General features: G+C 70.0%; 13 protein-coding genes, 1 tRNA gene and 1 pseudogene. 7 read left to right on the top strand and 8 right to left on the bottom strand.

All coding sequences use genetic code 11. The features are described 5' to 3' along the window. Positions 1–71 precede the first annotated feature (71 nt). The 6 genes from thrB to ACFWVP_RS25290 all read right to left on the bottom strand — a co-directional run bounded on the left by thrB (position 72) and on the right by ACFWVP_RS25290 (position 6,811). Entirely contained in the window at positions 72–989 is a 918-nt protein-coding gene (thrB, locus tag ACFWVP_RS25265; RefSeq protein WP_384499938.1) for a homoserine kinase, read from the bottom strand. Positions 990–1,286: 297 nt separating this feature from the next. Continuing rightward, on the bottom strand, positions 1,287–2,357 hold the full coding sequence (gene thrC / locus ACFWVP_RS25270) for a threonine synthase (RefSeq protein WP_384499940.1): 1,071 nt from the start codon (positions 2,355–2,357) through the stop codon (positions 1,287–1,289). Positions 2,358–2,363: 6 nt separating this feature from the next. Next, positions 2,364–3,719, bottom strand: a complete 1,356-nt coding sequence (locus tag ACFWVP_RS25275; protein ID WP_384499941.1) for a homoserine dehydrogenase — start codon at positions 3,717–3,719, stop codon at positions 2,364–2,366. Positions 3,720–3,814: 95 nt separating this feature from the next. After that, positions 3,815–5,206: a diaminopimelate decarboxylase gene (gene lysA / locus ACFWVP_RS25280; protein ID WP_384499942.1), complete on the bottom strand. Its 1,392-nt coding sequence runs from the start codon at positions 5,204–5,206 to the stop codon at positions 3,815–3,817. A gap of 19 nt (positions 5,207–5,225) precedes the next feature. Further along, entirely contained in the window at positions 5,226–6,287 is a 1,062-nt protein-coding gene (gene nrtL / locus ACFWVP_RS25285) for an ArgS-related anticodon-binding protein NrtL (protein ID WP_384499944.1), read from the bottom strand. A gap of 89 nt (positions 6,288–6,376) precedes the next feature. Next, positions 6,377–6,811: a response regulator gene (locus ACFWVP_RS25290; protein WP_384499946.1), complete on the bottom strand. Its 435-nt coding sequence runs from the start codon at positions 6,809–6,811 to the stop codon at positions 6,377–6,379. Positions 6,812–7,040: 229 nt separating this feature from the next. Between ACFWVP_RS25290 and ACFWVP_RS25295 the strand changes: the two genes are divergently transcribed. From ACFWVP_RS25295 to ACFWVP_RS25305, 3 genes are all read left to right on the top strand, one after another. Then, positions 7,041–7,112 (top strand) — tRNA-Arg (locus ACFWVP_RS25295). A 266-nt stretch (positions 7,113–7,378) separates the two neighbouring features. Continuing rightward, positions 7,379–7,984: a TetR/AcrR family transcriptional regulator gene (locus ACFWVP_RS25300; protein ID WP_384499947.1), complete on the top strand. Its 606-nt coding sequence runs from the start codon at positions 7,379–7,381 to the stop codon at positions 7,982–7,984. A gap of 63 nt (positions 7,985–8,047) precedes the next feature. Next, positions 8,048–9,661 (top strand): MDR family MFS transporter, encoded by a 1,614-nt coding sequence (locus ACFWVP_RS25305; RefSeq protein WP_384499949.1) that lies wholly within the window; start codon positions 8,048–8,050, stop codon positions 9,659–9,661. 558 nt (positions 9,662–10,219) lie between these two features. Here ACFWVP_RS25305 and ACFWVP_RS25310 read toward each other — a convergent pair. Together ACFWVP_RS25310 and ACFWVP_RS25315 are read right to left on the bottom strand one after the other, a co-directional pair. Continuing rightward, positions 10,220–10,594, bottom strand: a complete 375-nt coding sequence (locus ACFWVP_RS25310; RefSeq protein ID WP_384499951.1) for a type II toxin-antitoxin system VapC family toxin — start codon at positions 10,592–10,594, stop codon at positions 10,220–10,222. 526 nt (positions 10,595–11,120) lie between these two features. Further along, positions 11,121–11,561 (bottom strand): annotated as a pseudogene (locus tag ACFWVP_RS25315) (ATP-binding protein); the annotation flags it as partial. A 141-nt stretch (positions 11,562–11,702) separates the two neighbouring features. Here ACFWVP_RS25315 and ACFWVP_RS25320 point away from each other — a divergent pair. From ACFWVP_RS25320 to ACFWVP_RS25335, 4 genes are all read left to right on the top strand, one after another. Continuing rightward, positions 11,703–12,575: a helix-turn-helix domain-containing protein gene (locus ACFWVP_RS25320; RefSeq protein ID WP_384499953.1), complete on the top strand. Its 873-nt coding sequence runs from the start codon at positions 11,703–11,705 to the stop codon at positions 12,573–12,575. Further along, positions 12,572–12,775 (top strand): DUF397 domain-containing protein, encoded by a 204-nt coding sequence (locus ACFWVP_RS25325; RefSeq protein WP_384499954.1) that lies wholly within the window; start codon positions 12,572–12,574, stop codon positions 12,773–12,775. Before ACFWVP_RS25320 ends, ACFWVP_RS25325 begins: the two co-directional genes overlap by 4 nt. A gap of 213 nt (positions 12,776–12,988) precedes the next feature. Further along, positions 12,989–13,405, top strand: coding sequence for a hypothetical protein (locus tag ACFWVP_RS25330; RefSeq protein WP_384500022.1), 417 nt, complete (start codon positions 12,989–12,991; stop codon positions 13,403–13,405). Positions 13,406–13,421: 16 nt separating this feature from the next. Next, positions 13,422–14,921: a hypothetical protein gene (locus ACFWVP_RS25335; RefSeq protein ID WP_384499956.1), complete on the top strand. Its 1,500-nt coding sequence runs from the start codon at positions 13,422–13,424 to the stop codon at positions 14,919–14,921. Position 14,922 lies beyond the last annotated feature (1 nt).

Below are 14,922 nucleotides of genomic sequence, written 5' to 3' on the forward strand. Positions count from 1 at the left end.
TGCTGACTTGAGGTTAACACTACCGGCTCCAACAAACATTCCCCCTCTCGAGCACCGGCAATCACGTGCGGCTACGCGGCGAGCGGCAGCACGCTCGCACCCGCGGCGTCGAGGGCGAGCCGGTTCGCGGCCCATCCCTCACCCGCCAGCCGGGCGACCTTGTCGGCCGATCCCTCCTCCGTCAACGCGAGCACGGTGGGCCCCGCGCCGGAGATGACGGCGGGGACGCCGTCGGCGCGCAGCCGGTTGACCAGCTCCACGCTCCGCGGCATCGCGGGCCCCCGGTATTCCTGGTGGATCCGGTCCTCGGTGGCCGCGAGCAGCAGTTCGGGACGCCTGGTCAGGGCCTCGACGAGGAGGGCCGCACGACCGGCGTTGGCGGCGGCGTCCACGTGCGGGACGGTGCGCGGCAGCAGGCCGCGGGCGGTCTCGGTGAGCACCGGTGTGGCCGGGACGAAGACCACCGGAACAACGGAATCGGCCGCGTCCATCCTGATCGCGCGAGCGGCTCCGCCGTCCATCCAGGCGAGCGTGAAACCGCCCAGGAGACAGGCCGCGACGTTGTCGGGGTGTCCTTCGATCTCGGTGGCCAGCTCCAGCAGCGCGGCGTCGTCGAGACGGGCCTCACCCCCTGTCGTCACGGCGCGGGCGGCGACGATGCCGGCGCAGATGGCCGCGGAGGAGGAACCGAGGCCGCGGCCGTGCGGGATCCGGTTGGCGCAGACGATCTCCAGGCCGCGCGGCTGTCCGCCGAGCAGGTCGAAGGCCGTGCGCAGGGAGCGTACGAGCAGGTGGTTCTCGTCGCGGGGGAGCGTTTCGGCGCCCTCACCCGCGATGTCGATGTGCAGACCGGAGTCGGCGACGCGGACGACGATGTCGTCGTAGAGCCCCAGTGAGAGGCCGAGGGCATCGAAACCCGGGCCCAGATTGGCGCTGGTTGCGGGGACGCGCACCCGGACGGCGGCGGCTCGGAACGCGGGACCGGCCATCGGTTGGACGACTCTTCCTGTACGGCGGCGGGGATGTTGTGCGAGGTGGTTCGACGTGCGTGGGGGTGCCGTTGTGCCGGGGGCGGGGTACCCGGCAGTCACTACGGCGACTGCTCCGCGGCCTGTGCGGCGGGGCGGGTTGGTCACAGCTTATCGAAGGAAGGTTCTGTGGCGACATAGGGCGCACAGGAGGCGCACGATGCGTGTCGCATCCCTCCCATGCGCTCTGCGCCCCCGCGAGGGGTGGTCGGACCGTTCTGCCGCCCGGCGGGGCCGGGCGGCAGCACTGCGCGCATGTCAGACGAGGCCCAGCTTCTCCGCGGCGGTGACGGCGTCGACGGGGACCGTGACCGGCTGCGGCGCACCCGCGACGGCCCAGTCGGGGTCCTTGAGGCCGTTGCCCGTGACGGTGCAGACGATCCTCTGGCCTCGGTCGACCTTGCCCTCTTCGGCGGCCTTGAGCAGGCCGGCCACGGAGGCGGCCGAGGCGGGCTCGACGAAGACACCCTCCTGGGAGGCCAACAGGCGATACGCGGACAGGATCTGGCGGTCCGTCACCTCGTCGATGAAGCCGCCCGATTCGTCCCGGGCGTCCAGCGCGAACTGCCAGGACGCCGGGTTGCCGATCCGGATCGCGGTGGCGATGGTCGCCGGGTCCTTGACGATCTCGCCGCGCACGATGGGCGCGGAGCCGGAGGCCTGGAAGCCCCACATGCGCGGGGTGTGCGTGGACAGGCCGTCGCCCGCGTACTCCTTGTAGCCCTTCCAGTAGGCCGTGATGTTGCCCGCGTTGCCGACCGGCAGGACGTGGATGTCGGGGGCGTCGCCGAGCGCGTCGACGATCTCGAACGCGGCGGTCTTCTGGCCCTCGATCCGGACCGGGTTGACCGAATTGACCAGTGCCACCGGGTAGTTGTCCGAGAGGCTGCGGGCCAGGGTCAGGCAGTCGTCGAAGTTGCCGTCGACCTGGAGGATCTTCGCGCCGTGGACGAGGGCCTGCCCCATCTTGCCGAGCGCGATCTTGCCCTGCGGTACGAGGACGGCGCAGACCATGCCGGCCCGCACCGCGTACGCGGCGGCGGAGGCGGAGGTGTTGCCGGTGGAGGCGCAGATGACGGCCTGCGCGCCCTCCTCCTTGGCCCGGGTGATCGCCATCGTCATGCCGCGGTCCTTGAACGAACCGGTGGGGTTGGCGCCCTCGACCTTGAGGTGCACCTCGCAGCCCGTGCGCTCGGAGAGAACCTGCGCCGGAACGAGCGGCGTGCCACCTTCACGGAGCGTGACGACGGGCGTGGTGCTCGTGACCGGAAGACGGTCCCGGTACTCCTCGATGATGCCGCGCCACTGGTGGGTGCCGTTGCTGGTCATGGGTCCTTACTCCCCTTCAACACGCATGATGCTGGCGACACCGCGCACGGTGTCCAGCTTGCGCAGCGCTTCGACGGTCCCGGAGAGGGCGGCGTCGGGCGCGCGGTGGGTGACGACGACGAGGGATGCCTCGCCGTCTCCGCCCATCCGTCGCCCGCCGCCACCCTGCTCGATGGCGACTTCGTCGACGCTGCTCGAATGTCGGCTCTGCTGGCGGACCGTATCGATGGATACGCCCTGTTCGGCGAAGACCGTCGCGACCTGGGCGAGCACGCCAGGCTTGTCGGCCACGTCGAGACTGATGTGGTACCGCGTGACGACCTCGCCCATGGGGCTGACCGGCAGACGCGTGTACGCGGACTCACCGGGGCCGGTGGTCTCGCCGATCTTGTTGCGGCAGACGGCGACCAGGTCGCCGAGGACGGCGGACGCGGTCGGGGCGCCGCCGGCGCCGGGGCCGTAGAACATCAGCTGCCCGGCGGCCTCGGCCTCGACGAACACCGCGTTGTACGCCTCGCGGACGGAGGCCAGCGGGTGGCTGAGCGGGATCATCGCGGGGTGCACGCGGGCGGTGACGGACCTGCCGTCGGCGGCGCGCTCGCAGATCGCGAGGAGCTTGACGGTGCAGCCCATGCGGCGAGCGGAGGCGATGTCGGCCGCGGTGACCTCGGTGATGCCCTCGCGGTGCACCTCGCCGATCCTCACCCGGGTGTGGAAGGCGATCCCGGCGAGGATGGCGGCCTTCGCGGCGGCGTCGAAGCCCTCGACGTCGGCGGTCGGGTCGGCCTCGGCGTATCCGAGGGCGGTGGCCTCGTCGAGCGCCTCGGAGTAGCCGGCTCCGCTGGAGTCCATCTTGTCGAGGATGAAGTTGGTCGTGCCGTTGACGATGCCGAGCACCCGGTTGACCTTGTCGCCGGCGAGGGACTCGCGCAGCGGGCGTACGAGCGGGATGGCACCGGCCACGGCCGCCTCGTAGTAGAGGTCGCGGCCGTACTTCTCGGCGGCGGCGTGGAGGGCGGAGCCGTCCTCGGCGAGCAGCGCCTTGTTGGCCGAGACGACGCTGGCGCCGTGCTCGAAGGCGGTGGTGATGAGGGTGCGGGCGGGCTCGATCCCCCCGATCACCTCGACGACGACGTCGATGTCACCCCGTTTGACCAGGGCGGTCGCGTCGGTGGTGATCAGTGCGGGGTCGATTCCCTCCCGCACCTTGGAGGGCCGGCGGACGGCGACGCCCGCGAGCTCTACCGGCGCACCGATGCGCGCGGCGAGGTCGTCGGCGTGCGTCGTCATGATGCGCGCCACCTCTGAGCCGACCACTCCACAGCCCAGTAGCGCCACCTTCAGCGGACGCGTACGCATCATCCGACCTCGTTTCTCATACTGCTGATGTGTGGACCAGTCTCACTCACCGGACGGGAGTTTCTGCCACCCGTCCGGATCCTGAGACCCCTATTTCATTAACCGACATCGAGACGCAGGAGATCCTCCTCCGTCTCGCGCCGGACGATCACCCTGGCCTGTCCGTCACGCACAGCGACGACGGGCGGGCGCAGGGCGTGGTTGTAGTTGCTCGCCATGGAGCGGCAGTACGCGCCGGTGGCGGGCACGGCGATGAGGTCGCCGGGGGCGAGGTCGGACGGCAGGAACGCGTCCTTGACCACGATGTCCCCGCTCTCGCAGTGCTTGCCGACGACGCGGACGAGCATGGGCTCGGCGTCGGAGCTGCGGGAGACGAGGGCGACGCTGTACTCGGCGTCGTACAGGGCGGTGCGGATGTTGTCCGACATGCCGCCGTCGACGCTGACGTACGTGCGCAGGCCCTCCAGGGGCTTGATGGTGCCGACCTCGTACAGCGTGAACGCGGTGGGGCCGACGATCGCCCGGCCGGGCTCGACGGAGATGCGCGGGGTGCGCAGGCCGGCCGACTCGCACTCCCGGGTCACGATGTCGCCGAGCGCCTTGGCGATCTCGTGCGGCTCGCGGGGGTCGTCTTCGGAGGTGTAGGCGATGCCGAGGCCGCCGCCGAGGTCGATCTCGGGGAGCTCGATGCCGTGCTCGTCGCGGATCTCGGCGAGGAGCTGGACGACGCGCCGGGCGGAGACCTCGAAGCCGGCCATGTCGAAGATCTGCGAACCGATGTGCGAGTGGATGCCGATGAGTTCGAGACCGTCCAGGGTGAGTGCCCTGCGGACCGCCTCGGCGGCCTGTCCGTCGGCCAGTGCGATGCCGAACTTCTGGTCCTCGTGCGCGGTCGCGATGAACTCGTGGGTGTGTGCCTCGACGCCCACGGTGACACGGATCTGTACGCGCTGGCGCACGCCGCGCTGCTGGGCGATGTGCGAGACCCGGACGATCTCCTGGAAGGAGTCGAGCACGATCCGTCCGACGCCCGCGTCGACGGCCCGCTCGATCTCGGCGACGGTCTTGTTGTTGCCGTGGAAGGCGATGCGTTCGGCGGGCATCCCGGCGTCCAGCGCGGTCGTGAGCTCGCCGCCGGAGCACACGTCGAGGTTCAGCCCTTCTTCCGTGAGCCAGCGCACGACGGCGCGTGACAGGAAGGCCTTCCCCGCGTAGAACACGTCGGCGTCCCGCCCGAAGGCGTCGGCCCAGGCGCGGCAGCGCGCCCGGAAGTCGCTCTCGTCGAGGAAGTACGCCGGGGTGCCGAACTCCTCGGCCAGTCGGGCCACTTCGATCCCGCCGACGGTGAGCGCACCGTCCGCGTCGCGGGAGACGGTACGGGACCACACCTTCTCGTCCAGCACGTTCAGGTCGGTCGCCGGGGCGCTGTAGTGGCCCTCGGGGTAGACATCGGCGTGACGGGGCCCGGCGGGGTGTGCGGATCGGCTCATCGTTCTGTTCTCTCAGGTCTCAGAGGTGGTGGGGCGCGCTGACGCCGAGCACGTACAGGCCGCCGGCCAGCACCGTCCCGGCGGCTTCGGCAAGGGCCAGCCGGGATCGGTGGGCGGCCGAGGGTTTCTCGTCGCCGACGGGGAGCGGCGGCGCGGCTTCGAGGAGGTCGAAGAGGGCGTGCGCGACGGTTTCGAGGTGGCGTGCGAGCCGGTCGGGCGCGTGGTGGCGTGCCGCCGTGGCGAGCACGCCGGGGTGGTCGGCGAGCGCGGTGTACAGCGCGGGCGCTTCCACGTCCTGTTCGTACGCGCCGGTGAGATCGAGCCGCTCCGCGCCACGGGTGAGCGCGCGGGCGCGGGCGTGGGCGTAGCGGACGAGGAAGAGCGGATTGGGCTCTCCCTGTACGAGGAGGTCGTCGCCCAGCGGCGCGTGGTCGTGGCCGGCCGGCCTCAGCAGCCCCCACAGGGCGGCGTCGGGCCCGAGCCGGGCGAGCAGCTCGCCGGCGGTGGCTCCGGCGGGGACGGGCCGCAGTTCCCGGCTCTCCGCGTCCCCGTGGCGAGGGCCGACGACGACGCGCAGCCGCTCCCAGTCGGGGTCGGGCTTCCCGGTGCAGCCGGCCAGCACCTGGCCGCCCTGGGTGCGCAGCAGGCGGCCCACGGTGCGGGTGACGACGGCGGCCCGGACCTCGGGCCGGTGGTGGAGCCGGTGGAGCCGCCCCGCCTCGGTGGTGACGCGTCCGTAGCGGAGCCCTCGCTCCCGTACGTCGCGTACGAGCGCGGCGCGGGCGGCGGTGTCGGCGGTGGCGTCGAGCGTGAAGTTCAGGAATCCGGGCCCGGTGATCTCGATCCGCCCGATCCCGGGGGTGGCCGCGACCCGGTCCCGCAGGATGCGTGCGACCTCGCGGGCGGGCAGCGCGGCGGGCCCTGCCAGCTGGAGGGCGACGGCGCAGGCGTAGTCGCCGCTGCCGCCGGGCCGTGTCCGCTCCACCCGGACGCGCGCGGGTACGGGCGCGCGCAGGGCGTCCTCGTCGACCGCGCGGCGCACAGCGTGCAGCACGGTTCGGGAGAGATCTGCGGGGGTCACGGGACCAGCGTATGGGAGGAAGGGGGGCACTTCGCGACCCCGTTTCGCCATCCGGTCATCCGTGCGGGTCGTGCGGAGGGTGGTATCGGTCACCCGGCCGGGCTTCCGGCCCTCCCGGCGCCGTGTCTGCCGTCGAGCGACGACGTGTCCCTGCCGCGCATCAGCCGGTGGACGATCCGCACCAGCTCGCTCGGCTCGAAGGGTTTCGCGAGGAACGCGTCGACCCCCGCGGCCACCCCTGAGTTCACCTCGTACGGCGTGCAGGCGCTGACGACGGCGACGGGCAGGTCGCGGGTCCTCGGGTCGGCCCGGAGCCGGATCGCGGTCTGGATCCCGTCGAGCCGGGGCATCACCACGTCGAGCGTGATGACGTCGGGGCAGACCTGGTGCACGAGGTCCAGGCATTCGGCACCATCGGCCGCGGTCACGACCTCGAAGCCCTCCAGCTCGAGATTGACCCTGATCAGCTGCCGGATGACCTTGTTGTCGTCGACAACAAGCACGCGGCCGTACGCCCCTGACACCCTTCGAGGGTAGGTCGGCCGGAGGGGCCGCGTCCGGCTTTTGCCCACTTCCGCCCCCCGCAGGGCCGACCGGTGGTCGCCGGAACCGGTTCGGCGCCCGGTTCACCGTGGGGGCGACGGGGCCGCCCGACCGCCCCGGTCCGGGGACCCGACGCGTGAAATACCCGTTCCCGGACACCCCGTCGGAGCTGGTAGGGTTTCACTCGTCGCCGCCAAGCGCAGCGACAACGCCCCCGTAGCTCAGGGGATAGAGCATCGGCCTCCGGAGCCGGGTGCGCAGGTTCGAATCCTGCCGGGGGCACTTCGCAGGAAGTGCCGAAAGGCCTTCTGACCAACATCACGTTGGACAGGAGGCCTTTTTCATGTGCCCCCGCATTTCCCATGACCCCGCGGTCTCCTCGTCCCCGCGGACGGGTGCGGTCGCGCCCGCCGACGGCCCATGTCCGGTCCGGTCGGGGCGTGTTGAGCCCGTCGGGATCATCTCCTCACCGTGACGGAAGGGACCTACGGCTGAATCTCGCCCAAAACGTTTTGCGCACTGTGCAAAATTGCATAGTATGCATCTTCATGACTGCCGATGCCGCGCCCGTCGGGCTGCGTGAACGCAAGAAGCGCGCCACACGTGACGCCCTCGCGGACGTCACGCTGCGCCTCGGCGCGGAGCACGGGATGGAGGGCGTGACCGTGGAGGCGGTCACCGATGAGGTCGGCGTATCCGTGCGCACCTTCTTCAACTACTTCTCGTGCCTGGAAGACGCGATCACCCGGCCCGACCAGGGCAGTGCCGAGCGGGCGCGTCAGGCGGTGCTCAACGCGCCGCGGGAGCTCTCGGCGCTGAACGCCCTGCGTGAGGCGATCGGCCAGGAGCTCGCCGACATCGAGCAGGACCACGAACGCTGGGAGCTGCAGACGGCCGCGCTCCGGAGGAGTCCGTCACTGATGAACGGATTCGTGGCCGCCCGGTGCGCCGACGAAGCCGCGCTGGTGGCCGTCCTGGCCGAACGCCTCGGCAAGGATCCCGATTCCGACCTGTCCCCCAGGCTGCTCGCCCATGTGTCGAACGCCGCCGTCCGCGCCGCCGTGGAGCTCTGGGTGGCCTCCGGACGCACCCGCACGTTCCAAAGCATCTACCGGCAGGCGTTCGCGTCGCTGGCCGCCGGTCTGAGCGACTGAAGTACATCCGAGGCCCCCGACGGGGCTTCTTCACCTTCACCAGAGAATGAGGAACGTCAGCCGATGTCCGCTGCCGTCACACCCGAAACCGGTCCCCCCGGTGCGTTCGAAGCGGCCCCACCGGCCATGACGCGCCGCCAGATACTCCAGGCGATGTCGGGCCTCATGGCCGGCATGTTCGTGGCCATCCTGGCCTCCACCGTCGTCGCCAACGCCCTTCCCCGGATCATCTCCGACCTGAACGGCAGCCAGTCGGCCTACACCTGGGTCGTCACCTCCGAGCTGCTGGCGATGACGGCGACGGTCCCGATCTGGGGCAAGCTGTCCGACCTCTACGACAAGAAGCTGCTCATCCAGATCTCGCTCGCGATGTTCGTCGTGGGCTCGCTCGTCGCGGGCTTCTCCGACAGCGTCGGCGTGCTCATCGTGAGCCGGGTGGTGCAGGGCATCGGCGCGGGCGGACTCACCGCGCTCGCCCAGGTCGTGATGGCGGCGATCATCCCGCCGCGTGAACTCGGCCGCTACTCCGGCATCTTCGGCGCCGTCTTCGCCGTCGGCACCGTCGCGGGGCCCCTCATCGGCGGTGTCCTCGTGGACACCTCCTGGCTGGGCTGGCGCTGGTGCTTCTTCATCGGCGTGCCGTTCGCCCTGCTCGCGATCGTGCTGCTCCAGCTGACGCTGAGGCTGCCCACGGTCCGCAGGGAAGTGAAGATCGACTACGTGGGTGCCGTCCTCATCATGAGCGGCGTCAGCGCGCTGCTGCTGTGGGTGACCCTCGCGGGCAACCAGTTCGACTGGCTGTCGTGGCAGACCGCCGCCCTGGTCGGCGCCGGTGTGGTCCTGCTGGTCGCCGCGGTCATGGTCGAGGCCAGGGTCGACGAGCCGATGATCCCGCTGGACATCTTCCGCAACCGCACCGTGGCCCTGACGACGGTGGCGAGCCTGTTCGTCGGCGTGGCCATGTTCGGCGGCACGGTCTTCCTCTCCCAGTACTTCCAGACCTCGCTCGGCAAGTCGCCGACCGCCGCGGGCCTGATGAGCCTGCCGATGATCCTCGGCCTGATGCTCTCCACCACCATCGCCGGGCAGATCATCTCCTCCCGGGGTAAGTGGAAGGGCTTCCTGATCGCCGGTGGCATCACCATGACGGCGGGCATGTGCCTGCTGTCCACGATCAGCGCGGACTCCTCGTTCGGGGTGCTCAGCGTCTACATGCTGGTCCTCGGCGTCGGTGTCGGCATGCTGATGCAGAACCTGGTGCTGGCGGCGCAGAACGACGTACCCGCGTCGGAGCTCGGTGCGGCGACGTCGGTCCTGTCGTTCTTCCGCAGCCTCGGCGGCGCGATCGGTACGAGCGCCCTGGGCGCCGTGCTCGGCCACCGCGTGGCGAGCGAGATGGAGAAGGGGCTCGGCACGTCGGCGGACGGCGGAGGCTCCGGGCACAGCGTGCCCGACCTGGCCACTCTTCCCGAACCGGTCCGGGAGGTCGTCGAGCAGGCGTACGGCGTCGCGACCGCCGACGTCTTCCTGATCGGGGCCCCGTTCGCGTTCCTGGCCCTGATCGCGGTCCTGTTCATCAAGGAGAAGCCGCTCAAGACGCAGAGCGGCATGGAGCGGCTCGCGGAGGAGAACGCCGCCGCAGCGGCGGCCAAGGCCCCGGCCGCTTCCACGCACTGACCTCGAACCACCGGTCCGGGCAGGCCCGTTCACCGTGCGTACGCGCGGTGGGCGGGCCTGCCCGTGTACGTACGGTGGTGTCCTCGACCGGCCGCCTCCCCTCCCCCGTACCCGAGGTGTGTGTCCGCGCCCTGATGAACATCGGGTCCTGCGGTCCGTACGCGCACATCGTGGCCCGGTTCGGACCACCGAGCCCCGGCGACGGGTCCGAGCTGCTCGGCGTCGTCCCGGAGAAGCGCCTGCCCGCCGGGTTCGTGCCCGCCCTGCGGTCGGGGCTGCTGGAGGGTCTGGACGGGGTGGCGGCCGCGGGACTGGTCACCGGACGGCTCCTTCCACGAGGTCGACTCGTCCGAGTACGGTCACCGGATCGCCGGACGGCAGGCGGCCCGGGCCGCCTTGACCGCCATGGGCCTGCTGCCACCGGAGGAGGCCGACGGGCTGCGCTGGGCGACCTGGCCGGGCCGGCGGCACCCCCGGCCGCCCAGGAGGCGAAACCGCCCCGCCGGGTTCTGAACGGGGCGGATCCCGGGGTCCGCGCCACTGCCGGACCGATTCAGGTCAGCACCGCACGACCGATACGTCGTACCGGGGGATCCAGGCGTTCCGGGTGACCAGGACCAGCTGCTCGGCCTGCGCCTGCGCGACGAGTATCCGGTCGAAGGGATCGGTGTGCAGCATCGGCAGCCGGCCCGCCCGTACTCCATGGGCGGCCGTGACCGGCACGCTGGTGAGGGGCAGGTCACGCACCTGTTCGGCCAGGTCGCCCGGACCCTCGAACTCACCGAGGAAGTGCTTGACCGTGATCTCCCACGGAGACACCGCGCTGATGTGGACGGCGGGCTCGGTGTCGATCAGGTCCTTGATCCGGCCGGACAGGTGCGGAGCGTCGGCCATCCACCACATGACGACGCGGGTATCGAGCAGATACGTCATCAGCGCATCCCGAACGCTTCGGTGATACTTGCGCGCGGGTCGTCGAAGCCGGCCGGGATACGGATGTGCCCGCGAAGCGAGCCACGGCCCTGGCGGTACACCGGCCTCCTCCGGGCCGGCACCCCGGTAGCGACTCACCGGACGTACTGATCACGAACGGTCGGCCGCCGGCCACCCGCTTCGACGTGCCGGAGAAGCTGGGCCCGGCAGCTTCCACACGACGCGGGCGGAGCCTCTTCCACAGCCACCTCACGACGCGCTCACCGGTCCCGCCCCCTCCATGGCGCGGGTAGCCCGCTCCCCCGGTCCGTACCGTCACCGCTTCTCCGGCCTGCAGCCGCAGGGCGGGGCCCTCGTCCAGGCCGATGACGACGAAGAGCCCTCCTGAGGCGTACCGCTCGCTCCGCATGCTGCGGACCGTTCGCCAGGCCCTTCCGACCCGCACGCTCTGGCCGGCCCGGACGGTCACCGCCGCGACCTCGGCCTCCCCTGACGCGGGGACGATGCCGGGGGCCGACAGCTCCGCCCACACCGTCTTCCCGATATCCGCCCGCCGCTCGTCCACACCCCAGCGGTGGGCCAGGGCCTCCACGAGCAGCAACCCACGCCCGGCCGTGTCCAGCGCACCGGGCGTCCGCACCAGCGGGCGCCCCTCCCCCGCGTCACTCACCTCCAGCCGCAGCAGCCCGCCCCGCTCCCGGCACTCGATGCGTACGCCCACCATCCGGTCACCGGGCGCGGGGGCCCGCAGCGCGTTGGTCACGAGCTCGGACAGCACCAACTCGGCCGTCTCGGCCACCGCTTGCCCCACTCGGCACTCACCGAGTCGGGCCCGCAGAACGGCTCGCGCCCTGGGGACGCTGCTGCGAGTACGGACCAGCCGAAAGCTGATTTCGTGGAAGCCGGAAGGCTCTGCCATGACGCTCCTTGAAGGTCTGCGGTTGTGGCGTCGCGAACACCGGAACATAGGTGACGTTCGGTAGATCAGCCATCACAGAGTGCATGGGCACTTGATACTGGCGCAACGTTGAATGGATTGCTGTCGCTCAATTCACCCCTTAGTGCGTTCCGAGGACGCGGAGCCCCGCCGGCTGGTAGGGAAGGGTGCATGCCATCCGTAAAGCCATCCACCGTTCTCGGGCGCCAACTCGGCGACGAACTTCGCCGCTTCCGCGAGCAGGCCGGGTTGTCCACCGCAGAGGCGGCCGAAGTCCTCGACTGCACCAAGGGCAAGATCAGCCGCATCGAGAACGGTCACGTGCCTGTTCGCACACCCGACCTGATCGCCTTGATACACGCATACGAGGTTGCCGACCCGGACGCACGCGAGCGCCTGGCGTCACTTGCTCGCACGGCCAACAGGCGTCGGCGCGAGGGCTGGTGGCATCAGTACGGTTCGGTGCTCGCAGACACCTACCGCGACTACATCGAGATGGAAACGATCTGCGACAGCATCAGGACCTTCCAAGTTCAGCTGGTTCCCGGGCTGCTCCAGACTCCCGAGTACGGGAGGGCGGTAACGGTCGCCTCCCGGGCATGGCAGACAGCCGAGGAGATCGACCGGTTCGTACAAGTGCGGCTGGCCAGACAGGAGCGTCTGACGGGTGACGACCCGCTGGAACTCTGGGCGGTCCTCGCAGAAGGCGTCCTGCACCAGCAGGTCGGCGGCCGAACCGTCATGCACGACCAGCTCAATCACCTGGCCGGTCTCGCCGAACGGCCCAATGTCACCGTCCAGGTGCTGCCGTTCTCCCGCGGCGCGCATCCGGGTATGTTCGGTCCGTACCTACTGCTGAGCTTTCCGCGGGTGTCAGCGCTCGATCTCGTACTGACTGAGACTCCAACTGGCAACATCTGGATGGAGCGGGAATCCGAAGTCTCGCGCTACCGCGATCTCTTCGATGACGCCCGCACCTCAGCGTTGCCGCCGACGGACTCACTCAGCCTGATCCGACGCATCGCCAAGGAGTACAGACCATGAGTCAGGAACGCCGCGCACTGCCGGACCTCGCCAACATCACCTGGCGCAGCAGTAGTTACAGCGGAGGACAGGGCGAGTGCGTCGAGGTGGCCCACAACCTCCCCCACCTCGTCCCCGTACGCGACAGCAAGCGTCCCGCCGGCCCCGTCCTCGCCTTCGGCCACGACGCCTGGCGTGCGTTCGTCAGCGAGTTGGTCTGACCCCGGACCCGTCACCTGCGGGTGATCCGGACGCCTCCGGAACCACTCATAGGCACCCATGCCCGAACGGGCAACGGCGATATCCGGGTGATCGGGCCACAACCTCGTTGTTGGGGTGCCACGTTGACGTCGATCGGAGCCGGGGGACTCAGGACGTTCGACGACGACTGGGCAGCACTCAAGGCTGACGCCCAGGAACGGCACTCCACGCAGATGAGGCTCAACACGACCGGGGCCGGCAGCACCGCGTCCGGGACCGATGCCGATCTCGTGGTTCATCAGGACGACCTGGGCGCGGTCGGCAACGAGGCCTTCCGGATCCACGGCGAGCTGCAGAAGCGCGCCGACATCGCGGGGGCCGGTATCGACAAGGCCGGGGCGGGGACGACCGCCCGGGCCGCAGCGGAGTTGCAGGGCCGGAACTTCAGCGCGGGCGGTGAGTTGTACACCGCCCTTGAGGTCTGGAGCTCGCAGGTGAAGACGGTCCTCCAGATGTGCGCTCACATCTCCAACCACCTGGACTACTCGAAGAAGGCACACGCCAACGACGAGGCGGAGATCGCCGCCGCCCTCACGCGAAGAGACGGTTCCGCCGTACCGGTGTCGGAGATCCTGAAGTACGTGAAGTGAGCGGGGGCAGGCAAACGTGGGTACGTTCTCGTACACGGATCTCATCGAAGTGAACCTGAGCAAGCTGGGCGAGGCGGCCGGTGACTGGGCGTCGACAGCAACCGGCCTGGAGAAGCTGACAACCGAGACCTACAGCGGCCTCCTGCTCATGTCCGACGGGGCCGACCGGGCAGGACTGAATGCGTCTGTCACCAAGGACTTCGTCCGCAAGACGGCCAAGGAGGTCGCGGACCTCCACCTGGAGGCCCAGAGCATCGCCGCTGTCCTCCGGGATTCCCCCGCAGAACTGACACACATGCAGAAGCGGGCCAGGGAGCTGTCGGCGGAAGCCCGTAAGGGCGATCCCACACGGGATGCGGGCCCTGATCCGGGGCTGCTGGTGACGGATGGCCCCAACGGCACGGTGAAGGTCACGGAGGCGTTCTGTGGCGTCGACGGGACCTCCCAGCGGACCAAAGACCTGATGCAGTGGTACGCCGACACGCTCACGGGGCTCGTATCCCATGCGGCGGAGATCGACGCAGCCGTCACCCGGGCCCTGAAGAGAAGCCACGGTGGCGACCCGCACAACGCGGGCCACGCGACGTACACCTCGCTGGACGAGGATCAGCTGCCCCGTGCCACGAAACTCGCCTCGCTCGGTGACGACGCGAACACAGCTCAGCGGGCCGAATTGCGGCGGCTCTGGTCGTCGCTGAGCCCTCAGGCCCGTGCGGAACTGTGGACCGGGCACAAGGACGACCTCCTCGCGGCGGGACTTCTCGCACCCTCCGTCAAGCAGGCGGCCCCCGCCCGAGGCTCCGGGCGTCATGGCGCCGAGGAACCCGGAGCGGAGGAGCGCAGGACCCGGGAGAAGATGAATCTGATCGCCGAGGCTGCCGACTGGAAGGGCGACAACGACGCTGCCCGGCACATGGCGCATTACCTGGGGAACAGCGGGACGGACATGGAGCTGCCCGTCGACAAGATGATGTCGGACGTGCCCGGCTTCCGAACGCACATCGAGGAACGCATCGAGCAACATCAGGACGAATGGCGCGAACAGGCTCTCGCGGAGTTCCGGCGCAACGGCGGACAGCCCGTCTCAATGCCGGTGGAGACCAGTAACCGTGACTTCAGTTTCGGCAAGGACGTCGACGAGAACTGGTTCTACGCGGTCGGCTCCACCCGATCGAACGTGACCGGAGTGGTCACCGTCGTCCCGGATGCGCATGGTCAACCTCAGGTAGGCCTCGACTACCAGGCCAACGCGTGGGACCGCTACAACTGGGACGAGGACAAGGGGGTGACCATCGACGTCCCCGGAGGCAGCGCCCTGAGCATTCCGGACGGTCGGATGGCCCGCCTCCACACCACGGGCATCGCCCAGGAATTCGACATGGCGGGCAGCAGCTCCGTCAAGCACTACGATCTGGGCGGATCCGCCCCGAACCAGGAACCCCTGCCCGCGCCGGACGTACCCGGGCGCGAGGGCGACCGCACGGATCCGGGCCGTGAGCAGCAGGAAGCGCGATAGA

This window comes from Streptomyces sp. NPDC058637 (assembly GCF_042717325.1).
Classification (GTDB): domain Bacteria; phylum Actinomycetota; class Actinomycetes; order Streptomycetales; family Streptomycetaceae; genus Streptomyces.